The organism is uncultured Sphaerotilus sp., assembly GCF_963924895.1.
GTDB lineage: Bacteria > Pseudomonadota > Gammaproteobacteria > Burkholderiales > Burkholderiaceae_C > Sphaerotilus.
This window is the reverse complement of sequence record NZ_CAWURG010000049.1, coordinates 1-24,978: the sequence shown is the minus strand read 5'-3', so window position 1 is coordinate 24,978 and position 24,978 is coordinate 1. Positions and strand designations below refer to the sequence as shown.

20 protein-coding genes are annotated in these 24,978 nt (G+C 67.7%); 17 read left to right on the top strand and 3 right to left on the bottom strand.

The window, feature by feature from the left end; genetic code table 11:
* Position 1 precedes the first annotated feature (1 nt).
* The 6 genes from AABN02_RS17800 to AABN02_RS17775 all read left to right on the top strand — a co-directional run bounded on the left by AABN02_RS17800 (position 2) and on the right by AABN02_RS17775 (position 7,085).
* Positions 2 to 1,372, top strand: coding sequence for a cache domain-containing protein (locus AABN02_RS17800; protein WP_338416249.1), 1,371 nt, complete (start codon positions 2 to 4; stop codon positions 1,370 to 1,372).
* 10 nt (positions 1,373 to 1,382) lie between these two features.
* Positions 1,383 to 2,012: a response regulator transcription factor gene (locus AABN02_RS17795; RefSeq protein WP_338416248.1), complete on the top strand. Its 630-nt coding sequence runs from the start codon at positions 1,383 to 1,385 to the stop codon at positions 2,010 to 2,012.
* A gap of 146 nt (positions 2,013 to 2,158) precedes the next feature.
* On the top strand, positions 2,159 to 3,403 hold the full coding sequence (locus AABN02_RS17790; protein ID WP_338416247.1) for an ABC transporter substrate-binding protein: 1,245 nt from the start codon (positions 2,159 to 2,161) through the stop codon (positions 3,401 to 3,403).
* Positions 3,404 to 3,525: 122 nt separating this feature from the next.
* Positions 3,526 to 4,401, top strand: a complete 876-nt coding sequence (locus AABN02_RS17785; protein ID WP_338416246.1) for a branched-chain amino acid ABC transporter permease — start codon at positions 3,526 to 3,528, stop codon at positions 4,399 to 4,401.
* Between the two features lie 7 nt (positions 4,402 to 4,408).
* Positions 4,409 to 6,340 (top strand): ATP-binding cassette domain-containing protein, encoded by a 1,932-nt coding sequence (locus tag AABN02_RS17780; protein WP_338416245.1) that lies wholly within the window; start codon positions 4,409 to 4,411, stop codon positions 6,338 to 6,340.
* A 22-nt stretch (positions 6,341 to 6,362) separates the two neighbouring features.
* Positions 6,363 to 7,085 (top strand): ABC transporter ATP-binding protein, encoded by a 723-nt coding sequence (locus tag AABN02_RS17775; protein WP_338416244.1) that lies wholly within the window; start codon positions 6,363 to 6,365, stop codon positions 7,083 to 7,085.
* Here AABN02_RS17775 and AABN02_RS17770 read toward each other — a convergent pair.
* A complete protein-coding gene (locus AABN02_RS17770) occupies positions 7,082 to 8,155 on the bottom strand; it encodes a tartrate dehydrogenase (protein ID WP_338416243.1) in 1,074 nt (357 codons plus the stop codon). The two genes, AABN02_RS17775 and AABN02_RS17770, sit on opposite strands and share 4 nt — an antisense overlap.
* Before the next feature lie 194 nt (positions 8,156 to 8,349).
* On the opposite strand from AABN02_RS17770, the gene AABN02_RS17765 reads away from it, so the two are divergent.
* Both AABN02_RS17765 and AABN02_RS17760 read left to right on the top strand, forming a co-directional pair.
* Positions 8,350 to 8,691, top strand: a complete 342-nt coding sequence (locus AABN02_RS17765; protein WP_338416242.1) for a type II toxin-antitoxin system prevent-host-death family antitoxin — start codon at positions 8,350 to 8,352, stop codon at positions 8,689 to 8,691.
* A complete protein-coding gene (locus AABN02_RS17760; RefSeq protein ID WP_338416241.1) occupies positions 8,688 to 9,200 on the top strand; it encodes a DUF3368 domain-containing protein in 513 nt (170 codons plus the stop codon). The genes AABN02_RS17765 and AABN02_RS17760 overlap by 4 nt, the downstream gene beginning before the upstream one ends.
* A 4-nt stretch (positions 9,201 to 9,204) precedes the next feature.
* On the opposite strand, the gene AABN02_RS17755 is transcribed toward AABN02_RS17760, so the two are convergent.
* On the bottom strand, positions 9,205 to 10,254 hold the full coding sequence (locus AABN02_RS17755; RefSeq protein WP_338416321.1) for an L-idonate 5-dehydrogenase: 1,050 nt from the start codon (positions 10,252 to 10,254) through the stop codon (positions 9,205 to 9,207).
* An 84-nt stretch (positions 10,255 to 10,338) separates the two neighbouring features.
* Between AABN02_RS17755 and AABN02_RS17750 the strand changes: the two genes are divergently transcribed.
* The 6 genes from AABN02_RS17750 (at position 10,339) to AABN02_RS17725 (ending at position 17,972) form a co-directional block, all read left to right on the top strand.
* Entirely contained in the window at positions 10,339 to 11,109 is a 771-nt protein-coding gene (locus AABN02_RS17750) for a glucose 1-dehydrogenase (protein WP_338416240.1), read from the top strand.
* A 115-nt stretch (positions 11,110 to 11,224) separates the two neighbouring features.
* On the top strand, positions 11,225 to 11,536 hold the full coding sequence (locus tag AABN02_RS17745) for a helix-turn-helix domain-containing protein (RefSeq protein ID WP_338416239.1): 312 nt from the start codon (positions 11,225 to 11,227) through the stop codon (positions 11,534 to 11,536).
* The gene (locus tag AABN02_RS17740) at positions 11,536 to 12,825 is read left to right on the top strand and encodes a HipA domain-containing protein (protein WP_338416238.1); all 1,290 of its coding nucleotides are present in this window, start codon (positions 11,536 to 11,538) and stop codon (positions 12,823 to 12,825) included. The genes AABN02_RS17745 and AABN02_RS17740 overlap by 1 nt, the downstream gene beginning before the upstream one ends.
* A gap of 73 nt (positions 12,826 to 12,898) precedes the next feature.
* Positions 12,899 to 13,138 (top strand): DUF4160 domain-containing protein, encoded by a 240-nt coding sequence (locus tag AABN02_RS17735; RefSeq protein ID WP_322586796.1) that lies wholly within the window; start codon positions 12,899 to 12,901, stop codon positions 13,136 to 13,138.
* Entirely contained in the window at positions 13,122 to 13,370 is a 249-nt protein-coding gene (locus tag AABN02_RS17730) for a DUF2442 domain-containing protein (protein WP_338416237.1), read from the top strand. The genes AABN02_RS17735 and AABN02_RS17730 overlap by 17 nt, the downstream gene beginning before the upstream one ends.
* 225 nt (positions 13,371 to 13,595) lie before the next feature.
* Positions 13,596 to 17,972 (top strand): CHAT domain-containing protein, encoded by a 4,377-nt coding sequence (locus AABN02_RS17725; RefSeq protein WP_338416236.1) that lies wholly within the window; start codon positions 13,596 to 13,598, stop codon positions 17,970 to 17,972.
* A gap of 48 nt (positions 17,973 to 18,020) precedes the next feature.
* Here AABN02_RS17725 and icmF read toward each other — a convergent pair whose 3' ends face one another.
* Positions 18,021 to 21,311 (bottom strand): fused isobutyryl-CoA mutase/GTPase IcmF, encoded by a 3,291-nt coding sequence (icmF, locus tag AABN02_RS17720; protein WP_338416235.1) that lies wholly within the window; start codon positions 21,309 to 21,311, stop codon positions 18,021 to 18,023.
* A gap of 425 nt (positions 21,312 to 21,736) precedes the next feature.
* Between icmF and AABN02_RS17715 the strand changes: the two genes are divergently transcribed.
* Genes AABN02_RS17715 through AABN02_RS17705 form a run of 3 tightly spaced genes read left to right on the top strand, consistent with a single transcriptional unit; the run spans position 21,737 to position 24,841 of the window.
* Positions 21,737 to 22,990, top strand: a complete 1,254-nt coding sequence (locus AABN02_RS17715; protein WP_338416234.1) for a CmpA/NrtA family ABC transporter substrate-binding protein — start codon at positions 21,737 to 21,739, stop codon at positions 22,988 to 22,990.
* 60 nt (positions 22,991 to 23,050) lie between these two features.
* Entirely contained in the window at positions 23,051 to 23,956 is a 906-nt protein-coding gene (ntrB, locus tag AABN02_RS17710; protein ID WP_338416320.1) for a nitrate ABC transporter permease, read from the top strand.
* Positions 23,957 to 24,001: 45 nt separating this feature from the next.
* Positions 24,002 to 24,841 carry an ABC transporter ATP-binding protein gene (locus tag AABN02_RS17705; RefSeq protein WP_338416233.1) on the top strand — a complete coding sequence of 280 codons (840 nt, stop codon included), beginning with the start codon at positions 24,002 to 24,004 and terminating at the stop codon, positions 24,839 to 24,841.
* The last annotated feature ends 137 nt before the right edge of the window (positions 24,842 to 24,978 follow it).

Sequence of the window (24,978 nt, the reverse complement as noted above, 5' to 3'; positions counted from 1 at the left end):
CGTGCGGCTCAAGCTCAAGGTCATGCTGCTGGCGATGGTGCCGCTCATCGCGTCCGGCGGGCTGATCGTGATGGCCCAGCACCAGCAGGAGCAGCTGCTGGCCCAGCGGCAGGAGGCCCTGGTGCGCAAGGCCTACATCGAGGCCTCGCGCGCCGAGCTGCGCCACTTCGCCGCGCTGGCGCTGTCCACGCTCAGCCCGCTCTACAACACCGGCCGCGACGACGACGAGATCAAGGCCCAGGCCATGCGCCAGCTCGCCGCGCTCGACTACGGCAGCGACGGCTACTTCTTCCTCTACGACTTCGACGGCATCAACCTGATGCACCCGCGCCAGCCGGGGCTGGTCGGGCGCAACCTGCTCCAGCTCAAGGATGAACGGGGCCGCTACCCGATCCTGGCGATGCGCGACCTCGCCCGCACCGGCGGCGGCTTCGTCGACTACAGCTGGAACAAGCCCTCGACCCAGGACCTGGCGCCCAAGATCGCCTACGTCACCCCGCTGCCGCGCTGGAACTGGTGGTTCGGCACGGGGGTCTACGTCGACGACATCGACCGCGTGGTCGCCGATCTGAACCTCGCGCTGGCCGCGAGCACGGCCTCCACCATGCGCTGGATCGGCCTGATCATGGGCGGCGGGTTGCTGCTGATCTTCGGCGGAGGGTTGTGGCTGAGCCTGCACGAACTGCGTCTGGCCGACGCCAAGCTCACCCTGCTGGCGCGCCAGGTGGTCGGCTCGCAGGAGGCCGAACGCGCCCACCTCTCGCGCGAACTGCACGACGGCACCAGCCAGACCCTGGTGTCGATCAAGCTGCTCACCGAGGCGGCGATGGACCGCCTGCCGCCCGAGGAAACGGTGACCCGCGCCGCGCTCGGCCGCGCGGTCGACCGGCTGGCCGATGCGCTGACGGAGGTGCGCGGCATGTCGCACCGGCTGCGCCCGGTCATGCTCGACACGCTGGGCCTCAGCGCCGCGCTGGGGCAGCTCGCCGACGAGATGTGGTCGCTCTCCGGCACGGCGTTCACGATGGAGGTCGACGGCGAGCCCTTCGATCTGCCGGACGACATCAAGACGGTGCTGTTCCGCGTCACGCAGGAGGCGCTGACCAACATCCAGAAGCACGCCCGGGCCTCGCAGGTGGCGCTGGAGTTGGTGTTTTCCACGGGCGGCGTGCTGCTGCGCGTGCGGGACAATGGCACCGGCTTCGACACCGAGGCCGTCCTGCGCCACCCCAGTCGTGGCATCGGCCTGCGCAACATGCGCGAACGCCTGGCCTCGATCGATGGCCAACTGGTCGTGCAGTCGCGGCCCGGGGCGACGGTGGTGCTCGCTGAAGTGTCCGAAGCCGCGATCCTGCGCTTCGCCCGTTCCTAGACCGACACCCATGTCTCCTGCCCGCATCCGACTGATGATCGTCGACGACCACGCCGTCGTGCGCGATGGGCTGAAGGCCGTGTTCAGTCTGGTCGACGACCTGGAGGTGGTGGCCGAGGCGGGCACCGGTGCCGAAGCGCTGGAGCGCGCCCGCAGCCACCACCCCGACGTCGTGCTGATGGACATCGGCATGAAGGGCGAGAACGGCATCGAACTCGCCGCCCGCCTGATCGACGAGAACCCGGAGCGCGCGGTGCTGATGCTGACGATGCACGACGGCGTCGAACACGCCCAGCGCGCGCTCAAGGCCGGCGCGCGCGGCTATGTGCTGAAGGATTCACGCTCGGCCGAGATCGTCGGCGCGATCCGCACGGTGCACGCCGGCGGCACCTACCTGAGCCCCTCGGTGGCGCAGGCGCTGTTCCGCGCGCCGCAGGCCCGGCCGATGCTCTCCGACCGCGAGCAGCAGATCCTGACCTTTCTCGGCCAGGGCCACCCGAGCAAGGTCATCGCCAGCGCGCTCGACCTGAGCGTGCGCACCGTCGAGTCGCACCGCCAGAGCATCCGCCGCAAGCTCAATCTGGCCGGGCAGGCCGAGCTGATCAAGTACGCGGTGGAGCACGCGGGGCGGGGTGGGTAATACCCGTCAGGGTTTGTGCTGATGGGGTTTACGTTTGCGTAAAGCCGCTAGACCGGCGTGCGTAGTCAGACGGTAGCGGCAGGCGGGGACGAGGCAGACACTGCGGTTCAGGATTTCAACTCGAACCACCGCCCGGAGACTGCCCCATGAACCCCGTTGCCAAGCCCATCCGCATCGCCTTCACCACCCTGGCCCTGGCCAGCGCGCTGACCCTGGCCCACGCGGCCGAGCCGATCAAGATCGGCGTGTCCGGCCCGTTCACGGGCGGCTCGTCGTCGATGGGCGTGAGCATGCGCGACGGTGTGCGTCTGGCGACGGACGAGATCAACAAGGCCGGCGGGGTGCTGGGCCGCCAGATCCAGCTCGTCGAGCGTGACGACGAAGCCAAGAACGAGCGTGGCGTGCAGATCGCCCAGGAAATGATCAACAAGGAGAAGGTCGCCGCCACGGTGGGCTACATCAACACCGGCGTCGCCCTGGCCTCGCAGCGCTTCTACCAGGAAGCCAAGATCCCGGTGATGAACAACGTCGCCACCGGCTCGCTGATCACCCACCAGTTCGACGACCAGGCCGAGAACTACATCTTCCGCAATGCTGCGCATGACAGCATCCAGGCGCCGATGATCGTGGAAGAAGCCGTCGCACGCCGCGGCTTCAAGAAGGTCGCGATCCTGGCCGACTCGACCAACTACGGCCAGCTCGGCCGCACCGACCTGGAGAAGGCACTTGAACTGAAGGGCATCAAGGCGGTGGCGGTGGAGAAGTTCAACGTCAAGGACGTGGACATGACCCCGCAGCTGCTCAAGGCCAAGGAAGCCGGCGCCGAGGCCGTCCTGACCTACGCCATCGGCCCGGAGCTGGCGCAGATCGCCAACGGCATGACCAAGCTGGGCTGGAAGGTGCCGATGATCGGCTCGTGGACCCTGTCGATGGCCAACTTCATCGACAACGCCGGCCCCGGCGGTGAAGGCGCGCGCATGCCGCAGACCTTCATCCAGGAGCCGACGACGCCCAAGCGCCAGTCCTTCATCATCAGCTACCTGAAGACCTTCAACCCGAAGAACGCCCGCATCGACTCGCCGGTGTCGGCCGCCCAGGGCTATGACTCGGTCTACCTGCTGGCTGCGGCCATCAAGCAGGCCGGCTCCACCGACGGCCCGAAGATCAAGGCCGCGCTGGAAGACCTGAAGACGCCGGTCGACGGCGTGGTGACGACCTACAACAAGCCCTTCACCGCCAAGGACCACGAGGCCATCACCGCCAACATCCCGGTGTTCGGCGAGGTCAAGGGCCAGCGCGTGGTCTACGCCTACGACGGCGACTTCAAGAAGGCCGCGGAAGTGCGCGTCAAGGACGTGAACGCCAAGGGCGCGCTGACCGTCAAGAAGTGACGCGCTGAGCCCGCGGGCGGCCTGTTCAGGCCGGCCCGCTTCTCCTTTTTCTGTCTACCTCCGCCGGGCCTTCCCCGGCGGCCTGCGTTCGTCTTCTCGGCTTTGCGCCACCGGACCCTGCCATGCAGATCTTCACTCAACTCGTGTTCAGCGGCATCGCGCTGGGCATGATCTACGCCGTCATCGCCTTCGGCTACCAGCTCACCTTCGCCACCTCCGACACGCTGAACTTCGGCCAGGGCGACGCCCTGATGCTGGGCGCGCTGGTCGGGCTGTCGCTGGTCGGCTGGGGCGTCAACTACTGGCTGATGATCCCGCTGGTCTGCCTGTTCGGCGTGGTGCAGGGCGCGGTGGTCGAGCGCATCGGCGTGCGGCCCGCCATCAAGATGAAGTCCGAGTTCGGCTGGATCATGTCCACCATCGCGCTCGGCATCATCTTCAAGAACGTGGCCGAGAACGTCTGGGGCCGCGACGACCTGAAGTTCCCGTCGCCGCTGCCGGAAGCGCCGCTGCATTTCCTGGGCGCCAACGTGCTGCCGATGGAGATCCTGGTGGTGGTGGGCGCGCTGCTGATGATGCTGGCGGTGGAGCTGTTCAACCGCCGCTCCATCTACGGCAAGGCCGTCGTCGCCACCTTCAATGACCGCGACGCCGCCAAGCTGATGGGCATCAACACCGGTCTGGTGATCACCTTCTCGTACGCGCTGTCGTCGCTGACCGCCGCCTTCGCCGGCGTGCTGATCGCGCCGCTGACGCTCACAGGCGCCACGATGGGCTCGGTGCTTGGTCTCAAGGCCTTCGCGGTCGCCATCATCGGCGGCCTGACGAGCGGCATGGGCATCGTGGTCGGCGGCGTCATCCTCGGCGTGGCCGAGACGACCACCGGCTTCTATCTCTCCACCGGCTACAAGGATGTGCCCGGTCTGGTGCTGCTGCTGATCGTGCTGGCCGTCAAGCCCGCGGGTCTGTTCGGCAAGTCGGCGATCAAGAAGGTCTGAACCCCCCATGAAGCCCCAACAACTCATTGCCGCCGCCGTCGCGGTGGCGGCGCTGGTCGCCTTCCCGGTCGCGGTCGGCAACCCGTACTACATCCACCTGGTCGAGACCATCATGATCTACGCGATCGTGCTGTTCGGCCTCGACATCGTCGTCGGCTACACCGGCCAGGTCTCGCTGGGCCACGCCGGCCTGTTCGGCATCGGCGCCTACACGGCTGGTGTGCTGGTGATGAAGCTCGACGCCTCGCTGTGGCTCACGCTGCCGGCGGCGATCGCGTTCACCGCCGGTTTCGGCGCGCTGCTGGCGCTGCCGGCGCTGCGCGTCAGCGGGCCCTACCTGGCGATGGTGACGCTGGCCTTCGGCACCATCATCCAGATCCTCATCAACGAGATGACCTTCCTCACCGAAGGTCCGATGGGCATCACGCTGACCAAGCCCAGCCTGTTCGGCCACCGGCTGGACGAGACCGAGTATTACTGGGTCGTGGTGGTGATGCTGCTGGCCTCGCTGATCTTCGTCCACCGCGTGCTGCGCTCCCACCTGGGCCGCGCGTTCGAGGCGCTGCGCGGCAGCCCGGTCGCGTCGGACTGCATGGGCGTGTCGGTCTACAAGTACAAGGTCTACGCCTTCGTCATCAGCGCCGGTCTGGCCGGTCTGGCCGGGGCGCTGTATGCGTATTCCGAGCAGTACATCTCGCCCAACACCTACAACTTCGAGCAGACCGTGCTCTTCCTGCTGGCCGTGATCATGGGCGGCCGCAAGACCCGCACCGGCGCGCTGCTGGGCGCCACCATCATCGTGCTGCTGCCCAAGCTGCTCGATGACCTGGGCCTGTTCCGCATCGTCTCGGTGCTGCTGGCGGTGCTGGTGACGGTGGCGGTCGGGGTGGCCTACCAGCGCGGCAAGATGACGCTGAAGGACGCGGTGATTCCGGTGGTGGGCAGCATCGCGCTGGCCGGGCTGTCGTTCGTGCTGCAGACCATGACCGACTGGCGCCTGTCGGTGTTCGGCCTGATCACGCTCTTCGTCGTGTACTACCTGCAGGACGGCATCGTCGGCTTCGTGCGCAATGCGCTGAACCTGCGTGGCCACGGCGCCACCGACGCCGACGAGGCCGCGCAGATGGCCCCGAGCGGCGACGCACTCAGCCAGGCCACCGGCCGTGGCGATGGCGGCACGCTGCTCGAAGCCAAGGGCATCCTGATGCAGTTCGGCGGCCTGAAGGCGCTGAACAACGTCGACCTGACCATCCGCCGCGGCACCATCCACGGCCTGATCGGCCCGAACGGCTCCGGCAAGAGCACGATGATGAACGTGCTCACCGGCATCTATGTGCCGACCGCCGGCAGCGTCAGCTTTGCCGGCACCGCGCAGGCAGGCCGCACCTCGTCGGACATCGCGCTGTCGGGCATCGCACGCACATTCCAGAACGTGCAGCTTTTCGGCGAGATGACCGCGCTGCAGAACGTGATGGTCGGCCTGCACCACACCTTCCACAGCACGCTGCCCGAGGTCGCGCTGCACCTGCCGCGCTACCTGCGCGAGCACGGCGATGCCACGGCGCGGGCGATTGGCCTGCTGCGCTTCGTCGGCCTGTCCGATCTGGCCGGCGAAGAAGCGCGCAACCTGCCGTATGGCAAGCAGCGCCTGCTGGAAATCGCCCGCGCGCTGGCGCTGGATCCGCAACTGCTGCTGCTCGACGAGCCGGCCGCCGGCCTGACCGCGCCCGACATCAAGGAGCTGCTGGCGATCATCCAGAAGATCCGCGAACACGGCGTGACCGTGATCCTGATCGAGCACCACATGGACGTGGTGATGAGCCTGTGCGACACCGTCTCGGTGCTCGACTTCGGCCAGAAGATCGCCGAGGGCGTGCCCGCGGCGGTGCAGGCCGACGAAAAGGTCATCGAAGCCTACCTCGGCGGCCAGGCGGCCTGACCGGCACCCAGAGGATCCCCCCATGTTGACCATCAAGAACCTCAGCGCCGGCTACGGCAAGGTCCAGGTGCTGCACGGCATCTCCATCGACGTCCCCCGCGGCAAGGTCGTGACGCTGATCGGCTCCAACGGCGCCGGCAAGACCACGACGATGCGCGCCGTCAGCGGCATGATCGCGCCCACCGGCGGCGAGATCACGCTCAATGGCGAGCGCATCGACGGCAAGGAACCTTTCGACATCGCCCGGCGCGGCCTGGCGCATTCACCGGAAGGCCGCCGTGTCTTCGCGACGATGACGGTGGCGGACAACCTGCTGCTCGGCGCCTTCCCGCGCATGACCGGTGCCCGGCCGCGCGGCGATGTCGCGCAGGATCTGGAGCGGGCGATGGAGCTGTTCCCGCGCCTGAAGGAGCGCCGCCAGCAGCTCGCCGGCACGCTCTCCGGCGGCGAGCAGCAGATGCTGGCCATGGCCCGTGCGGTGATGCTGAACCCGGACGTGGTGCTGCTCGACGAACCCTCGATGGGCCTGGCGCCGATCCTGGTCGAGGAGGTCTTCCGCATCATCGCCCGCCTGAAGAGCGAGGGCGTGACGATGCTGCTGGTCGAGCAGTTCGCCGCCGCCGCGCTGGCGGTGGCCGACTATGGCTATGTGCTGGAGAACGGCATCATCAACGTCCACGGTCCGGCGGAGAAGCTGCGCAACGACCCGGCCGTCAAGGCGGCGTATCTCGGAGGCGGGCACTAACGCGCCAGCAACTCGCACACCGCCTGCGTCACCGCGGCGGTGGTGGCCGTGCCGCCCAGATCGCCGGTGTGCAGCGCGGGATTGGCGGTGACGGCTTCGATGGCGGCCATCAGGCGTTGGGCGGCTTCGGGTTCGCCGAGGTGCTCCAGCAGCATCACGCAGCTCCAGAAGGTGCCGACCGGGTTGGCCAGTCCCTTGCCCATGATGTCGAAGGCGGAGCCGTGGATCGGCTCGAACATCGACGGGTAGCGGCGCTCGGGGTCGATGTTGCCGGTCGGCGCGATCCCCAGGCTGCCGGCGAGTGCGGCGGCCAGGTCGCTCAGGATGTCGGCGTGCAGGTTGGTCGCGACGAGGGTGTCGAGCGTGGCGGGGCGGTTGACCATGCGCGCAGTGCAGGCGTCCACGATCTCCTTGTCCCACTTGACGTCGGGGAACTCCAGCGCGATCTGCGCGGCGATCTCGTCCCACATCACCATCGCGTGGCGCTGCGCGTTGCTCTTGGTCACGACGGTCAGCAGCTTGCGCGGCCGGCTCTGCGCCAGCTTGAACGCGAAGCGCATGACACGCTCGACGCCGACGCGGGTCATCATCGTCACGTCGGTGGCGACCTCGATCGGGTGGCCCTGGTGGACGCGGCCGCCGACGCCGGAGTACTCGCCTTCCGAGTTCTCGCGCACGATCACCCAGTTCAGGTCTTCGGGCCGGCAGCGCTTCAGCGGTGCGTCGATGCCGGGCAGGATGCGCGTCGGGCGCACGTTGGCGTACTGGTCGAAGCCCTGGCAGATCTTCAGGCGCAGGCCCCACAGCGTGATGTGGTCGGGGATCTGCGGGTCGCCGGCCGAACCGAACAGGATCGCGTCCTTGCCCCGCAGCGCGTCCAGCCCATCGGCCGGCATCATCACGCCGTGGGCGCGGTAGTAGTCGCCGCCCCAGCCGAAGTTCTCGAAGGCGAAGCGGAAGGTGTTGCCAATGCCGGACTCGGCCAGTGCCTGGAGCACCTGCTGGCCGGCGGGCACGACCTCCTTGCCGATGCCGTCGCCCGGGATGGTTGCGATCGCGTAGGTCTTCATGGGCTGTCCTGTGCTGGGGCTGAGGGAGAGGGTGGCCGGACTATAGAGACTGGGCACCGGCTCTGCGGAGGGCCGGAGTGAAACCGTTCCACTTCCCGGGAATCAGCGCACAATCCAGTTTGTGCCATCAAGTAGCGGTAAATATTTTCCGCATGGCCTTGGCCAAACCATCCCGAACATCCAAGAGGTGCCCCATGCAGACCTTCTCCGTACGCGACCTGCGTGACCGCACGGGTGAACTCATCCGCGAGGCCGAGGCCGGCCACCTCAGCGTGGTCGCCAAACACGGCCAGCCCGTGTTCGTGGCCGTGCCGCTGGACGAGCCGATGCTGCAGCACGGTGTCCGGGTCGCGCTGGCGATGAAGCTGTTCCAGGACGGGGTGCTCAGTCTGGCCAAGGCCGCGCGGTTTGCCGAACAGGACAAGTTCCGCTTCATGCAGCAGCTCGCCGATGCCGGTGTCCCTGCGGTGGATTACCCGGCAGAGGCGCTGGACCAGGAGCTGGCGGCACTGGACACCCTCGGCCCGCGCGGATGAAGGTCCGTTCCGCTGGCGTTGTGCTGGTGGCCGACAGCAGCCCGTTGATCGTGTTCGCCCGGGTGGAACAACTGGCCGTGCTGTGGGGGGTGACGGGTGGGGTGGTGGTGCCGCGCACCGTGTGGCGCGAATGCACGGAGACCGGCGATCGGCCCGGTGCGCCCGCCTTGCAGCAAGCCCAGGCGCAGGGCTGGATCCGGGTGCTGGACGATGCGCTGGCCCTGTCCGCGCTGCGTCCGCTTCCCTCACTGGACGCGGGAGAAACGGCCGCCATCGCGCTGGCGCTGGAACTCCAGGCCACGGTGCTGATGGATGAGCGACTGGGCCGAGAGGTCGCCCAGCGTCGAGGGCTGGCGGTCGTGGGCAGCGCGGGCGTGCTCCTGCAGGCCAGGCGCAAGGGCTTGCTGCCGGCGGTGGCGCCCGTGCTGGCGCGCATGAAAGCCGAGGGGTATTTCCTGTCGGATGTGCTGGTGCGCGAGGTGCTGCGGCGAGCCGGCGAGGCCGTCTGACCGCTCAAGCCTCGAAGTCGATGAGCACCTTCATCGCCTTGCGCCGATCGCTCGCCAGCTCGAACGCCTCCCGCGCCTGCTCCAGCGGGAAGGTCCGCGTCACCATCGGCCGCAGATCCACCCGCCCCTCGTTGATGAGCCGCACCGCCAGCGCGAACTCCGCATGGAAGCGGAAACTGCCGCACAGGCTCAGTTCCTTGGCGACGATGAGGTTCTGCGGGATGTTCACATCGCCGCCCAGGCCGAGCTGCACCACCACGCCGCGCGGGCGCATCACGTCCAGCCCTGCGCGCAGCGCCCGCTCGTTGCCTGAGCATTCGATCATCACGTCGAAGGTGCCCTTGTCCGGGCTGTAGCGCGCGACCCAGTCGGTGTCGGTGGCGACGTTGATCGTCCGGTCGGCGCCCATGGCCTGGGCGACCGCCAGCGTCTCGTCGGTCACGTCCACCGCGACGATCTCGGCCGCGCCATGCACCCGCGCCGCCGCGATCGCCAGACAGCCGATCGGCCCGCAGCCCGACACCAGCACCCGCTTGCCCAGCAGCGACCCCGCCCGCGACACCGCGTGCAGCCCGACCGAGAACGGCTCCGCCAGCGCCGCCAGCGACAGCGGCACACTGGCCGCCACGGTCTCGCACTGCACCGCGTCGCAGACCAGCAGGTTGCGGAACGCGCCTTCGATGTGCGGATCGCGCATCGCGCTGCCGTAGAAGCGCATGTCGAGGCACTGGTTCGGCAGGCCCTCCAGGCAGTACTTGCACGCGCGGCACGGCCGGCTCGGGTTGACCGCCACCCGGTCGCCGACCTGCACCCGCGTCACGTCCGGCGCGACCGCGACGACTGTGCCCGCGATCTCGTGGCCGAGCACCATCGGCCGCTGGATGCGCACGGTGCCGAAGCCGCCGTGGTGGAAGTAGTGCAGGTCCGAGCCGCAGATGCCGCCCATGCCGACCTGCACCGTCACCTGCCCCGGGGCCATCTCGCCCGCGTCGCGCTCCTCGAGGCGCAGGTCGTCCGGCGCGTGGATCATCAGGCACAGGCAGCGCAGGCGCAGCGGGCGCCCGACGGTGTCCTCGGTTGTGGTGTCGTCAGTCATCGGATCTCCTCGGGGTGCTGCGCGGCACTATACTTTCGTATGATGATTAGAGCCAACCCTTTCGACCTGACAGGCCGCATCGCCCTCATCACCGGATCCAGCAAGGGCATCGGCCTGGCGCTGGCGTGCGCGCTGGCCTCGGCAGGTGCCCGGGTGGTGCTCAATGCCCGCGACGCCGAGCGGCTGGAGGAAACCCGGCTGGCGCTGGCGGGGCAGGGCATCGACGCGCAGGCCTTCGCCTTCGACGTGACCGATGCCGACGCGGTGCAGGCCGGCGTGGCGCGCATCGAGGAGGAGGTCGGCCCGATCGACATCCTCGTCAACAACGCCGGCATGCAGCACCGCGCGCCCTTTGCCGAGTTCCCGCTCGACGCCTGGCACCGCATCACCACCACCAACATCGACAGCGTCTTCCTCGTCGGGCAGGCGGTGGCGCGCTGCATGATCCCGCGCGGGCGGGGCAAGATCATCAACGTCTGCTCGGTCCAGAGCGAACTCGGCCGCCCCGGCATCGCGCCCTATGCGGCGACCAAGGGCGCGGTGAAGATGCTGACCAAGGGCATGGCGATCGACCTCGGCAAACACGGCATCCAGGTGAACGGCCTCGGCCCCGGCTACTTCAAGACCGAACTCACCAGCGCGCTGGTCGCCGACCCCACCTTCACCGCCTGGCTGACCGCGCACACGCCCTCGGGCCGCTGGGGCGATGTGGAGGAACTGGGCGGGGCGGCGATCTTCCTGGCGTCGGACGCCTCCAGCTTCGTGAACGGGCACATCCTGTACGTGGATGGCGGGATCACGGCGAGTCTGTGAACGGTGCCATGACCATCAGCGCCGTCCACGCGTCGGCCAATGGGTATCGCTGATTTCAACGATCAGCCATCGAACATCGTTGTGATGACAATGATCTCGGCTTACATTGAGGGGCATGGACACGCCCCGATCCCGCACACCCAAGCCCACCCCAGTGCTGGTGCAGGCCAGCCTCGACCGCCTCGGTCGGCGTCTGGCCCGCGCCCGCAAGCTGCGCGAGCTGACGCAGGAAGACCTGGCGCACCTGTCCGACGTGTCGCTGTCCACGCTGCGCTCGCTGGAGGCTGGTGCGGATGGCGTCGCCCTGGGCAACTTCCTCAAGGTGCTGCAGGGCCTGAGCCTGCTGGAGCAGGTCGAGGACTGGCTGGATCCGCGGCGTGATCCGGAAACGGTGAACTTCGTCGAACGTCGGCTGGGGAGCGGCTGATGGGGGCCGTGCCGGTCTGGGTCTGGTTGCCCGGCAGCGCCGAGCCAGTGCTGGCGGGCGAGCTGGCGGGCGTTGGTCCCGGTGCCCGCTTCACCTACCTGCCGGACTATCTTCTCGGTCGCGCGGATGCCTTGGCGCTCGATCCGGTCGAGCTGCGCCTGACGCGCAAGAAAAGGGGCACGGTCGTCACCGCGTCGGACGGATTGCCGGGCGTGATCCGGGATGCCAAGCCGGCCGGCTACGGCGCCGACCGCCTGGACGCCCAGGCGGGCAGGGCGCTGACGGCGCTGGAGTTGCTGGAGCGCGGGGTGCCGGACGGCGTGGGCGCCATCGAGGTGTGCCATGACATCGAAGCCAAGCTGGCCTGGCAACCCAAGGCCCTGGACCAGTTGCAATCGCTGGCGCAGGAACTGGACGCAGCGGCCCCGGCCAGCCGGGTACTGCGCCGGCTTGATGCGGATCTCGACACCAGCGCTGGTGGTGAGCGTCCGAAGACCACGCTGGTGCACGACGGGCGCCTGTGGCTGGCCAAGATGCAGTCGCGTGGCGACCGACCCGCCTTGCCGGCGCGCGAGTTCGTCGCCATGCGGCTGGCGCGCATGGCGGGGTTGTCGGTGGCCGAGGTGGAACTGCACACCTTCGGCGCGCACCAGGTGCTGCTGGTCGAGCGATTCGACCGGGCGGGTGATCCCCGACAGCCGCAGCGCCGCCTCTACGCCAGCGCGCACACCGTGCTCAGGCTGGCGCCGCAGTCGGTCCGGGGGGATCCGCAACGCTCGTATCTGAACCTGGGCGACCGCCTGCGGATCTGGGCGCGTGACCGCGAGGATCTGCCGAGGCAACTGCACGAGGTCTGGCGGCGCATGGCCTTCAATGCGCTGGTGGGCAATGTCGATGACCATCCACTCAACCACGGCGTGCTGCACGACGGTGCGTCATCGCTTGGCTGGCGGCTGTCTCCGGCGTTCGACATCACCCCCGCCGCGGCAACCCTGTCTGGCCGACCGGAGGACGGGCCACTGCTGTCGATGGCCACGGGGGTGGATGGTTCGGCACGCACTGGCGCCGATCAGTTGCTGGCCGCGGCCCATCACCTGGCGTTGGCGCCTGACGCGGCGCGGGCCTGGCTGCGGGACACGGCCGCCATGGTCGCGCGCCACTGGGAGCCGATGCTCAGAGCGGCGGCGAGGCCGGTCATGGGCGACCCGGCTCGGCTGGAGGCGCTGGTGGCCGAGGCGCGGGTCGCGTTTGCCTATGGCGAGTGGCTGGCGGAGAACACAACGCTCTGACAGGCTCTCTGCGTTGCTGGGCATCCCCGCGAGCAGTCGAACGCCACAAAGTCGGTACATCTATGATGGCGCGATGCCGGTCGTCTTCCGCCATCGCAACTTCCGCTTCTTCTTCTATTCCAACGAAGGCAATCCCCGCGAGCCGCTGCACATCCATGTGCAGGGCGATGGGGCCGAAGCGAAGTTCTGGGTACGGCCTGTCTGTCTGGCCCACAGCGACGGGTTTGACGCACGAACACTGCGTGAACTGGCGGCGGTCATCGAGACGAAGGCCGACCAGATCGAAAGGACGTGGAATGACTACTTCGCCTAAGTCGGTGCGTTTCGACGACAACAGCCTGTGGGTCGATCTGACCGATGGCCGGGTGATCGCGGTGCCGCTGACGTGGTTTCCACGGCTGCTGAACGCTTCGCCTCAGCAGCGCGAGCAGGTGGAACTCAGCCGCTATGGCCTGCACTGGGAGGCGCTGGACGAGGACATCTCGGTGGCTGGCTTGCTGGCAGGGCAGGGCGATATGACCCACCAGCGTCCGAAGGCGGCCTGAGCCGCCCAGTTCACATGCTGCGGCGGTATTGCCCGCCCACCTCGAACAACGCCCCCGTGATCTGCACCAGCGAGCACACCCGCACCGCGTCCATCAGCACCTCGAACACGTTGGCGTTGTCGATCACCGTCTGCTGAAGCCGCTGGAGCCTGGCACGCGAGATAGGGTCTCAAACTGGCATATCCTGACAACCTGTCAAGGCGAACAGAACAGTAGGGGGTCACGATGCCGAGCAAGCTCTTCATCTCGCACAGCACGCAGGACGACGATCTGGTGCGCCGGCTGCGGCAGGCGCTAGCCGATCTGGGTCAGGAAGGATGGATCGATTCGCGCGAGCTGCGCGGCGGGGATCCGCTCTGGACAACTGTTTGCACCGCCATTGAATCAGCAGCAGGGTTCGCGGTTGTGGTCACCCCGAAGGCTCATTCGTCCAAGTGGGTCGGCAAGGAATTGAAGTACGCACTCAAGGTGCAGGCCGAGCGCGGCCGGGACACCTACCCGGTTGTCGCGCTAATCGTGGATGACTGCTCGCTTGGAGGCCTGGAAAGCCACTTCGACGAGGAACCGCTCCAAGTTCTGATGCGGACCACGGCCGGTGTAGACGCGTCCGTACACGATTTGCTTGTCGCGCTGCGGCTGCGTGACCCGAGCGATCCGGCGCCCGTGATCCAGCCCCCCGCCGCACCGATGGAAGAACTGGTGCTGGAGCTGTCCCGGCTGTCGATCCACGAAGCGGACGGCAAGCGCCGCGCGCGCGGCAGCGCCCGACTGGTGTACGAGCCAGCCGACCGAGACAAGCGCGAGGTGCGCAGTCTGAAGAGCTGGACGTTCGAGGCCCCGCTCGGCCCGATCGAGGTCGAGGAGCTGCGCTGGTATCTGGAAACCTACGCCGTCTGGCCAAGCCGTTTCGACGAGGAGCGCGTCAAGAGAATCGAGGCCAACCTTGTCGAATGGGGCAAGGCGCTGCACCACGCTGCGATGCCGGCAGACAAGGCGGCCAGCGTGCTGCAGGCCTGGGCGCAGGTGGGCGACGGTGCAGCGCGGCGCTTCTCGGTGCATGTCGAGCCCGAGCTGGACGACGGCACGCCCGAGGCCGACGCGCTGGCCGCCCGCGAAGCCGCGACGCTGCTGCTCGGCCTGCCGTGGGAGTTGCTGCACGACGGGCGCGGCTTCCTGTTCCAGGGCGGCCGGCCGGTGCGGGTGCGCCGGCGCCTGCCGAACACGCATGCGGTCGAGCCGCCAGTGCTGGCCACGCCGATCCGCATCCTGTTGGCGAGCCCGCGGCCGGAGGACGAGGCCTGCGGCTACATCGACCACCGCGCCAGCAGCCTGCCGCTGGTCAAGGCGATGGAGGAACTCGGCGAGGTGGTGCACCTGACGCTGCTGGCCACGCCGACGCTCTCGGCGCTGCAGCAGGAACTGCAGCGCGCCAAGGCGGTCGGGCAGCCGTACCACGTGCTGCACTTCGACGGCCACGGCGTCTACGACCGCCGCGTCGGCCTTGGCGGGCTGTGCTTCGAGCACGACGAGGATGGCGAGAAGATCGGCCCGCGCCGCCATCGCACCGTCTACACCGACGTGCTCGGCCCGCTGCTGCGCGACCACGGCATCGCGCTGGTGTTCCTGGAAGCCTGCCAGAGCGCGCAGGCCGAGCAGGCCAGCGAATCGGTCGCCAGCGAGATGCTCAAGACCGGCGTCGCGTCGGTGGTGGCAATGAGCCACAGCGTGCTGGTCGAGACGTCGCGGCGCTTCGTCACCGCGTTCTATGGCGCGCTGGCCAAGGGTGCCCGCGTCGGCGACGCGATGCTGGCCGGCCAGAGCGAGCTGCACGCGCGGCCGTTCCGGGGCCGCATCTTCGGCGAGGCCGATCTGGAGCTGCGCGACTGGTTCGTGCCCGTGCTGTTCCAGGACAAGGCTGATCCGCAACTGTTCAAGGAAACCCCCGCGCGGCAGACCGCCGAAGACCGCCGCACGCGCATCAACGGCCGACTGCACGCCACGCCGCCCGAACCCGCCACCACCTTCATCGGCCGCAGCCGCGAGCTGCTGCGGCTGGAGCGCGTGCTGCAGCGACAGCGTTACGCCGTGCTGCGCGGCCAGGGTGGTGAAGGCAAGACCGCGCTGGCGGCCGAGTTCGCGCGCTGGCGTGTGCGGTCGCGGCAGGTGCGGCGGGCGGCGTTCGTGTCGGTCGAGCAGCACAGCCACGACCGGGCGGTGCTGGATGTGCTCGGGCGGCAACTGGTCGGGCAGGACTACTCGGTGGCGACGTTCGCTACGCTCGACGACGCCTGCCGGCCGGTCGAGCGTGTGCTACGCGAGGACAGCGTGCTGCTGGTGATCGACAACCTGGAATCGGTGCTGCCCGCCCCGCCGCTGCCCGGTGCGGCGCCCGATCCGCTGGCGGATCTCACGGCTGATGCGGCTGGCGCCATCTTCCAACTCTGCGCTCGCCTGGGCGCCATCGGCGACACCCGCCTCGTCTTCACCAGCCGCGAGGCGCTGCCCGCGCCGTTCGACGCCCCGCAGGCGCGCATCGAACTGCACCGCCTCTCGGCCGCAGACGCCATCCGGCTGGTCGAGCGCACCCTTGAAACCGATGCCAGCGCCAGCCCCTCCGCCGGCCCCGCCCTGCGCAACGCCAGCGCCGCCGACATCCGCGATCTGGTGGACGCCGTCCACGGCCACGCCCGCACGCTGGCGCTGCTGGCCCCGTCGCTGCGCCACGACGGCGTGGCCGCCACCCGCGCCCGGCTGGTCGAACTGATGGCGCAGATGGAGCGCGATCACCCCGGTGAGCGGGAAAAGTCGCTCTACGCCAGCGTCGAGCTGTCGCTGCGGCGGCTGCCGCCGGAGATGCAGGAGCGGGTGAAGGTGCTGGCGGTGTTTCATGGTGGGGTTGCACTGCCCATACTGCAACTCATGATGGAGTGGCAACACGATGACGTAGCCGCCCTAGCTACTGGGCTGGTCGGCACCGGTCTGGCAACGCCCAACTCCTCCAACCACCTGAGCCTCAACCCGGCGCTGTGCCCCTACCTGCGATCCCGGGCCAGCGCCGAACCACTGGCCGACTGGCAGGTGCGCTGGGCGGCGGTAATGCTGCAATACGTGGAAATCCTGCGGCTGCAAGACAGCCAAGATACCCTGCAGTCCGCTACCCTCACGCAGCTTGAACTACCCAACCTGATGGCGCTGCTGACCGAGGTCGAACGTGCCGGGCAGGCTGAAGCCACGATCGACCTGTGTACTAGCCTGTATCAACTGCTGCAGGCTCTCGGTCGGCCACGCTTGCTGCAAAGGGTGTCGGCAGCACGTGACGCCGCCCAGGCGGCGCTGGGTGAAGGCTGGAGCTATGCGCGCTTCCAGGCCGAACGAACCCGTATTGAGCAGCTTTTGTCTCAGGGGCGTTTGCAAGAGGCGTTCGATGGCGCCCAGGCACTGAGGCAGCGTGCCCAGTCGGCGGGTGAAGCGGCCTATCAGGGTGCCGACTACGATTGGGCGGGTGCGTGTTGGCTTCTTGGGCGGATCTTGAGATTTGCCTGTGCGGCCGGAGCCGCGCTGCCCTTGCTGACAGAGGCTCAGCAACGATTTGAAAACGTTGCAGCGGCCCGACTTAATCGCAATGCAGAGGGCATGGCCTCGGCCTCCATTACCGAAGTAGGAGGCTGTCTGCTGGATCTGGGTCGACGCGACGAGGCGGCGGCGGCCTATCAACGCGCCATTCAGCTTAGTGAAGCTCGACAAGCCTACCGGAGTGTGGCGGTCAACAAACTCCAGCTCGGCACCGTGCGCCTGCAGCAAAGCCGCTACGTCGACGCGCTGGCGGCGTATGAAAACGCCCGCCGGACTTTCGAGTCGCTGGGTGAACCGGGTACCGTTGCTATGGTTTGGCACCAGATCGGCATGGTGCATCAGGAGATCGGCCAGCCGCAGGCCGCTGAAGAGGCTTACCGCCGTGCGCTGGCCATCAATGTGCAGCTTGGTGATACAGCTGGTCAGGGGATGACGTTGGGCCAGCTCGGCAATCTCCATGACCAACTCGGCCGCCTCGAAGAAGCCGCTGCCTTCTACCGGCAGGCGGCGGATCGCCTCAAGGATGACCGGGCCAAGGAAGGGTTGACACGAAGCAACCTCGCCGACACTTTGCGCAAGCTGGGGCGGCTGGACGAGGCGCGGCAGGAGATCGAGCGGGCCATCGTCTGCAAACAGGGTCTTGGCCATGCGGCCGTGCCGTGGACAACCTGGGGCATCCTGTCCGAAATCGAAACAGATGCCGGCCGGCTGCCCGAGGCGCAGCAGGCGCGGCGTCAGGCGATCGAGGCATATCGGGCCTACCGATGTGATGGCGGGGAGAACCAGGATCCGGATGGACGGCTGTGCAACACCATCTGCCAGCAGGTGCAGGCCGGCCAGATAGGTGAGGCGCAGGAACTGCTCCGGCAGCGTGGCGCGAAACCGAATTTGCCGACTTGGCTACCACCGCTGCTCCCGGTACTGCAAGCCATCGTGGCCGGCAGCCGCGACCCGGCCTTGGCGGAGGCGCCGGAGTTCCGCTTCGATACCGCCGCCGAAGTGCTGTGGCTGATCGAGCGCCTGGGGTGACCGCCAGCAGGACGGGGATCGAAGTCCAGTTCCCTCGCCAGCCTCGCCTTACATCGACCGCCGATACTGCCCGCCCACCTCAAACAGCGCACTGGTGATCTGCCCCAGCGAACACACCCGCACCGCGTCCATCAACACCTCGAACACGTTCGCGTTGTCGATCACCGCCTGCTGAAGCCGCTTCAGCATCGCCGGCGCCTGGGCCGCATGGCGCGTGTGGAAATCGTTCAGCCGCGCGAGCTGCGACGCCTTCTCGTCGTCGGTGGAGCGCGCCAGCTCGATCGTCTCCGGGATCTCGTCGCCCTTCGGGTTGCGGAAGGTGTTGACGCCGATGATCGGGTACTCGCCGGTGTGCTTGAGCATCTCGTAGTGCATCGACTCTTCCTGGATCTTCGAGCGCTGGTAGCCCGTCTCCATCGCGCCGAGCACGCCGCCGCGGTCGGCGATCTTCTCGAACTCGGCCAGCACGGCTTCCTCCACCAGCTCGGTCAGCTCGTCGATGATGAACGCGCCCTGGTTCGGGTTCTCGTTCTTCGCCAGGCCCCACTCGCGGTTGATGATCATCTGGATCGCCATCGCGCGGCGCACCGATTCCTCGGTCGGCGTCGTGATCGCCTCGTCGAAGGCGTTGGTGTGCAGCGAGTTGCAGTTGTCGTATACCGCGATCAGCGCCTGCAGCGTCGTGCGGATGTCGTTGAACTGGATCTCCTGCGCGTGCAGGCTGCGGCCCGAGGTCTGGATGTGGTACTTCAGCTTCTGGCTGCGGTCGTTGGCGCCGTACTTGTCGCGCATCGCCACGGCCCAGATGCGGCGGGCGACGCGGCCGAGCACGGTGTATTCCGGGTCCATGCCGTTCGAGAAGAAGAACGACAGGTTGGGCGCGAAGTCGTCGATGTGCATCCCGCGCGCCAGATACGCCTCGACGAACGTGAAGCCGTTTGACAGCGTGAAGGCGAGCTGGCTGATCGGGTTCGCGCCGGCTTCGGCGATGTGATAACCGCTGATCGACACCGAGTAGAAGTTGCGCACGTCATGGTGGACGAAGTACGAGGCGATGTCGCCCATCACCTTGAGGCTGAACTCGGTCGAGAAGATGCAGGTGTTCTGGCCCTGGTCTTCCTTGAGGATGTCGGCCTGCACCGTGCCGCGCACATTCGCCAGCACCCACGCCTTGATCTTCGACGCCTCGTCAGCCGTCGGGTCGCGGTGGTTGTCGGCCTTGAACTTGTCGAGCTGCTGGTCGATGGCCGCGTTCATGAACATCGCCAGGATGCTCGGCGCCGGGCCGTTGATCGTCATGCTCACCGAGGTCGTCGGGCTGCACAGGTCGAAGCCTGAATACAGCACCTTCAGGTCGTCCAGCGTCGCGATGCTCACGCCGGAGTTGCCGACCTTGCCGTAGATGTCCGGGCGCGGATCGGGGTCGGCGCCATACAGCGTCACCGAGTCGAAGGCGGTGGACAGGCGCTTGGCGGGGATGCCCTCGGACACCAGCTTGAAGCGGCGGTTGGTGCGGAAGGCGTCGCCCTCGCCCGCGAACATGCGCGTCGGGTCTTCGCCTTCGCGCTTGAACGCGAACACGCCGGCCGTGAACGGGAAGCTGCCGGGCACGTTGTCCAGCATCAGCCACTTGAGCAGCTCGCCGTGGCACTCGTAGCCGGGCAGGGCGACCTTGCGGATCTTGTTGCCGCTCAGCGTGGTGTGGACCAGGTTGGTGCGCAGTTCCTTGTCGCGGATCTTCACGACGTATTCGTCACCGGCGTAGGCGCGCTGCATCTCGGGCCACATGCCGAGCAGCTTCTTCGCGCCGGGGTCGAGCCGGGCTTCGCGTTCCTCGGCGAGGGCGCCCAGGGCGTCGACGCCGCGGCTCTTGGCGGGATTGGCTTGCCGGAACATCGTGGCGCTGGCGCGCAGCTGCTGGATCTCGCGGGCGAGCCGGGCCTGCTGGCGCACCTTGGCCTTGTAGCCGCGCACGGTGTCGGCGATCTCGGCGAGGTAGCGGGTGCGGGCGGCCGGGACGATGGGGGTCTGGTGCGTACTGTGGCGGGTGTTGACCAGCGGCAGGCGGCCTTCGGCGAGGGACAGGCCGAGTTCGCCGAGGCGGACCTTGAGCGCCTGGTAGAGCGCGGTCACGCCGTCGTCGTTGAAGCGGCTGGCCATGGTGCCGAATACCGGCATCTGGTCCGGCATCACGGTGAAGGCCTCGCGGTTGCGCTGCACCTGCTTGGCGACATCGCGCAGCGCGTCGGCCGAGCCCTTGCGGTCGAACTTGTTGATGGCGACGAACTCGGCGAAGTCGAGCATGTCGATCTTCTCCAGCTGGCTGGCGGCGCCGAACTCGGGCGTCATCACGTACATCGGCACGTCGACAAACGGCACGATCGCCGCGTCACCCTGGCCGATGCCGGAGGTCTCCACGATGATGAGGTCGAAGCCGGCGACCTTGGCCGCGGCCAGCACCTCGGGCAGCGCGGCCGAGACTTCCGAGCCGGTGTCGCGCGTGGCGAGGCTGCGCACGTAGACGCGCGGGCCCTTGGACCACGGGCCGGTGGCGTTCATGCGGATGCGGTCGCCAAGCAGGGCGCCGCCGCTCTTGCGCCGCGAGGGGTCGATCGAGATGACGGCGATGCGCAGGCTGTCGTCCTGGTCCAGGCGCAGGCGGCGGATCAGCTCGTCGGTCAGGCTGGACTTGCCCGCGCCGCCGGTGCCGGTGATGCCGAGCACGGGGGTCTTGCAGGCCTTGGCGGCTTCATGGACGGCGGCGACGAGGTCGGCGTCGGCCTGGCCGTTTTCCAGCGCGGTGATGAGCTGGGCGAGCGAGCGCCAGGCGGCTTCGGTGTGGCCCTGCAGGGCGCCGAGGTCGGTGGGGGCGTAGCTGGACAGGTCCTTGTCGCAGCGCATCACCATCTCGCCGATCATCCCCTGCAGCCCCATGCGCTGACCGTCCTCGGGGCTGAAGATGCGCACGCCGTGGCTGCTCAGGTCGCGGATCTCGGCCGGCACGATCACGCCGCCGCCACCGCCGAAGACCTGGATGTGCGCGCCGCCACGGGCCTTGAGCAGCTCGACCATGTACTTGAAGTATTCGACGTGGCCGCCCTGGTAGGAGCTGACCGCGATGCCCTGCACGTCTTCCTGCAGCGCGGCGGTGACCACTTCATCCACCGAGCGGTTGTGGCCCAGGTGGATCACCTCGGTGCCCATGCCCTGCAGGATGCGCCGCATGATGTTGATGGCCGCGTCGTGGCCGTCGAACAGGCTCGCGGCGGTGACGAAACGCACCTTGTTCGTCGGGCGGTAGCTGGCAAGGGCCTTGTAGTCGGCGGACAGGTCGGTCATCGAAAGACTCCGTTTGGGGCAGGGCGGGGGAACAGCGGGGGAAGCGCAGGGCATCAGGACATGGACGCTGATTGTCCATTGACGTTTACGTAAACGTCAGTTGGGGGGAACCCGCAGAAAACGGGGTGTTCATGCATCGAGATGTGTCTGATGCGCACCGTTCCGGTGCGAGTGGAGGGTGTTTTGCGTGCCGATGGTGCGATGCAGCATGGCTGGACGTGTGTTCAGGGGCGGAATCAGGCTGGCACGGTCCCTGCAATACCTTCTGCGAGTCTCCGGCCACGGGGGCTCACTAGGTGGGACATTTTGGACAACGGCGTCCGATCGTCCCGATTCTTCCGGTGCAAGCCGGGGGGTCGGATCAACGATCGTGACGCCGCTTTTTTTTGCCCGAATCGGCCCCCGCGGGGCCCGGAGAACTGCACATGACGACGCCCCTGTTTCCTGTCAACCCGTCCCGACGCGACTTCATCCAGCGTGCCGCCGCCGTGACGGCCGCAGGCAGCGCGGTCGCCCTGCCCGGCGGTGCCTGGGCCGCTGGCTCGGACGCGCCCGAGAAGAAGGAAGTCCGCATCGGTTTCATCCCGCTGACCGACTGCGCCTCCGTCGTGATGGCCTCGGTCCTGAAATTCGACGAGAAGTACGGCATCAAGATCATCGCGTCCAAGGAGTCGTCCTGGGCCGCCGTGCGCGACAAGCTGGTCAACGGCGAGCTGGATGCGGCGCACGTGCTCTACGGTCTGGTCTACGGTGTCCACCTCGGCGTCAGCGGCCCGAAGAAGGACATGGCGGTGCTGATGACCCTCAACAACAACGGCCAGGCGATCACGCTGTCCAAGAAGCTGGCCGACAAGGGCGCGGTGGACGGCGCAGGGCTCGCCAAGGTCATGAAGGCCGAGCCGCGCGAATACACCTTCGCGCAGACCTTCCCGACCGGCACCCACGCGATGTGGCTGTACTACTGGCTGGCCTCCAACGGCATCAACCCAATGTCGGACGCCAAGGTCATCACCGTGCCGCCGCCGCAGATGGTCGCCAACATGCGCGTGGGCAACATGGACGGCTTCTGCGTCGGCGAGCCCTGGAACCACCGCGCCATCATCGACGGCATCGGCGTGACCGCGACGACGACCCAGGACATCTGGAAGGACCACCCCGAGAAGGTGCTCGGCTGCACCGCCGAGTTCGTCCAGAAGAACCCGAACACGGCGCGCGCCATGGTCATGGCGGTGCTCGAAGCCAGCCGCTGGATCGACACCGGCTTGCAGAACAAGATGAAGATGGCGGAGACGATCGCCGAGAAGTCCTATGTGAACACCTCGGTGGACGCGATCAACCAGCGCATCCTGGGCCGCTACCAGAACGGCATGGGCAAGACCTGGGACGACCCGAACCACATGAAGTTCTTCAACGACGGCGCGGTGAACTACCCCTACCTGTCGGATGGCATGTGGTTCCTGACCCAGCACAAGCGCTGGGGCCTGCTCAAGAGCGACCCGGACTACCTCGGCGTGGCCAAGGCGATCAACCAGACGGCGCTCTACAAGGAAGCCGCCGCGCAACTGAAGATCAACGTGCCCAAGAGCGACCTGCGCAGCAGCAAGCTGAGCGATGGCGTGGTGTGGGACGGCACGAACCCGGCCAAGTACGCCGCCTCGTTCAAGATCAAGGCGGCCTGAGCGGGCGCCCTGGAGCTTGCCGCCATGCCCCATCCACCCCAGGAGAATTCGATGAACGCCATGACCCTGCCCCTGTCGGCCAGCGGTGCACCCGACGGTGTGGCCACTCCCGTGACCGCTGCCACGGCAGCGCCCGTGGTCGATGCCGCCGCCCAGGCACGACTCAAGGCCCAGGTCGTGGCCATGGCACGGGCCCAGCGCCTGAAGACGATGGCGCGCTTCGCCGCCCCGGTGCTGGGCTTCCTGGTGCTGCTGCTGGTCTGGCAGGCGGTGGCGCACAGCGGCGACAAGCAGCTGCCCGGCCCGATCCCGGTGTGGCACGCGGCGGTCAAGCTGTTCGCCGATCCGTTCTACGTCAACGGCCCGAACGACCAGGGCATCGGCTGGAATGTGCTGTCCTCGCTGCAGCGGGTGGGCATGGGCTTCGGTCTGGCGGCGCTGGTGGGCATTCCGCTGGGCTTCATGATCGGGCGCTTCAACTTCCTGAACCAGATGCTGGAGCCGATCATCAGCCTGCTGCGCCCGGTGTCGCCGCTGGCCTGGCTGCCAATCGGCCTGATGGTGTTCAAGGCGGCGAATCCGGCGGCGATCTGGACGATCTTCATCTGCTCGATCTGGCCGATGGTGATCAACACGGCGGTCGGTGTGCGGCAGGTGCCGCAGGACTACCTCAACGTCGCCCGTGTGCTGAACCTGTCGGAGCTGACGATCATGCGCAAGATCCTGTTCCCGGCCGTGCTGCCCTACATGCTGACCGGCGTGCGGCTGGCGGTGGGCACGGCGTGGCTGGTGATCGTGGCGGCCGAGATGCTGACCGGCGGGCAGGGCATCGGCTTCTGGCTGTGGGACGAGTGGAACAACCTCAACGTCGCGCACATCCTGATCGCCATCTTCGTCATCGGCGCCGTGGGCGTGGCGCTCGAAGCGCTGCTGGTGGCCATTGCCCGCCGCTTCGACTATTCCTGACTCCCTGATTCCAAGACTCCCTGAGCTTTCGAGAGGACCCGCACCATGAGCACCACCTCCCTGGACGAGCGCAGTCAGCGCTTTCTGCGCATCGAGAACGTCGGGATGTCCTTCCCGACCAAGAAGGGCACCTTCGTCGCGCTGCGCGACATCAACCTGGACGTGGCCCGCGGCGAGTTCATCACCATGATCGGCCACTCGGGCTGCGGCAAGTCGACGCTGCTGAACCTCGTGGCCGGCCTGACGACGCCGACCTCGGGCGTGCTGCTGCTCGATGGCCGCGAGCTGAAAGGCCCCGGTCCGGAGCGCGCGGTGGTGTTCCAGAACCACTCGCTGCTGCCCTGGATGACCTGCCAGGAAAACGTCGGTCTGGCGGTGGACCGCGTGTTCGGCGCCACCGAGTCGAAGGCGCAACTGCGTGACCGCGCGCTGGCCGCCCTCGACCTCGTCGGCCTGACCCATGCCAAGGACAAGCGGCCCGGCGAGATCTCCGGCGGCATGAAGCAGCGCGTGGGCATCGCCCGGGCGCTGGCGATGGAGCCGAAGATGCTGCTGATGGACGAGCCCTTCGGCGCGCTGGACGCACTGACGCGCGCCAAGCTGCAGGACGAGCTGATGAAGATCGTCGCCACCACCGGCTCGACCGTGATGATGGTGACGCACGATGTGGACGAGGCGGTGCTGCTGTCCGACCGCATCGTGATGCTGACCAACGGCCCGGCGGCGACGATCGGCGAGGTGCACCAGGTGCCGCTGCCGCCGGTGCGCGAACAGTTCCGCCCGCGGCTGGAGATGGCGCACAACAGCGACTACCTGCACGCCCGCGAGGCGGTGCTGGAATTCCTGTACCACAAGCAGGCGCACGTCGAGAAGGACGCCGCCTGACCCGGACGAAGCGACAAGCCCCGGGGTTCAGCCCGGGGTCGAGCGTTCAAGCCGGGACGGCTTGTCAACCGACATGTATGGAAATACAGTTGCCGGATGGAAGCCGTGAAGACCCTCAAGCTGCGCATCAAGGACAA

What these genes read in the sequence shown, in the direction of transcription:
- AABN02_RS17795 (WP_338416248.1), top strand. Translation starts at nt 1,383, where the DNA reads ATGTCTCCTGCCCGCATCCGACTGATGATCGTCGACGACCACGCCGTC.
- icmF (WP_338416235.1), bottom strand. Translation starts at nt 21,311, where the DNA reads ATGACCGACCTGTCCGCCGACTACAAGGCCCTTGCCAGCTACCGCCCG.
- AABN02_RS17760 (WP_338416241.1), top strand. Translation starts at nt 8,688, where the DNA reads ATGAAGGTCCGTTCCGCTGGCGTTGTGCTGGTGGCCGACAGCAGCCCG.
- AABN02_RS17745 (WP_338416239.1), top strand. Translation starts at nt 11,225, where the DNA reads ATGGACACGCCCCGATCCCGCACACCCAAGCCCACCCCAGTGCTGGTG.
- AABN02_RS17780 (WP_338416245.1), top strand. Translation starts at nt 4,409, where the DNA reads ATGAAGCCCCAACAACTCATTGCCGCCGCCGTCGCGGTGGCGGCGCTG.
- ntrB (WP_338416320.1), top strand. Translation starts at nt 23,051, where the DNA reads ATGACCCTGCCCCTGTCGGCCAGCGGTGCACCCGACGGTGTGGCCACT.
- AABN02_RS17785 (WP_338416246.1), top strand. Translation starts at nt 3,526, where the DNA reads ATGCAGATCTTCACTCAACTCGTGTTCAGCGGCATCGCGCTGGGCATG.
- AABN02_RS17790 (WP_338416247.1), top strand. Translation starts at nt 2,159, where the DNA reads ATGAACCCCGTTGCCAAGCCCATCCGCATCGCCTTCACCACCCTGGCC.
- AABN02_RS17715 (WP_338416234.1), top strand. Translation starts at nt 21,737, where the DNA reads ATGACGACGCCCCTGTTTCCTGTCAACCCGTCCCGACGCGACTTCATC.
- AABN02_RS17775 (WP_338416244.1), top strand. Translation starts at nt 6,363, where the DNA reads ATGTTGACCATCAAGAACCTCAGCGCCGGCTACGGCAAGGTCCAGGTG.
- AABN02_RS17725 (WP_338416236.1), top strand. Translation starts at nt 13,596, where the DNA reads ATGCCGAGCAAGCTCTTCATCTCGCACAGCACGCAGGACGACGATCTG.
- AABN02_RS17770 (WP_338416243.1), bottom strand. Translation starts at nt 8,155, where the DNA reads ATGAAGACCTACGCGATCGCAACCATCCCGGGCGACGGCATCGGCAAG.
- AABN02_RS17750 (WP_338416240.1), top strand. Translation starts at nt 10,339, where the DNA reads ATGATTAGAGCCAACCCTTTCGACCTGACAGGCCGCATCGCCCTCATC.
- AABN02_RS17730 (WP_338416237.1), top strand. Translation starts at nt 13,122, where the DNA reads ATGACTACTTCGCCTAAGTCGGTGCGTTTCGACGACAACAGCCTGTGG.
- AABN02_RS17765 (WP_338416242.1), top strand. Translation starts at nt 8,350, where the DNA reads ATGCAGACCTTCTCCGTACGCGACCTGCGTGACCGCACGGGTGAACTC.
- AABN02_RS17705 (WP_338416233.1), top strand. Translation starts at nt 24,002, where the DNA reads ATGAGCACCACCTCCCTGGACGAGCGCAGTCAGCGCTTTCTGCGCATC.
- AABN02_RS17740 (WP_338416238.1), top strand. Translation starts at nt 11,536, where the DNA reads ATGGGGGCCGTGCCGGTCTGGGTCTGGTTGCCCGGCAGCGCCGAGCCA.
- AABN02_RS17735 (WP_322586796.1), top strand. Translation starts at nt 12,899, where the DNA reads ATGCCGGTCGTCTTCCGCCATCGCAACTTCCGCTTCTTCTTCTATTCC.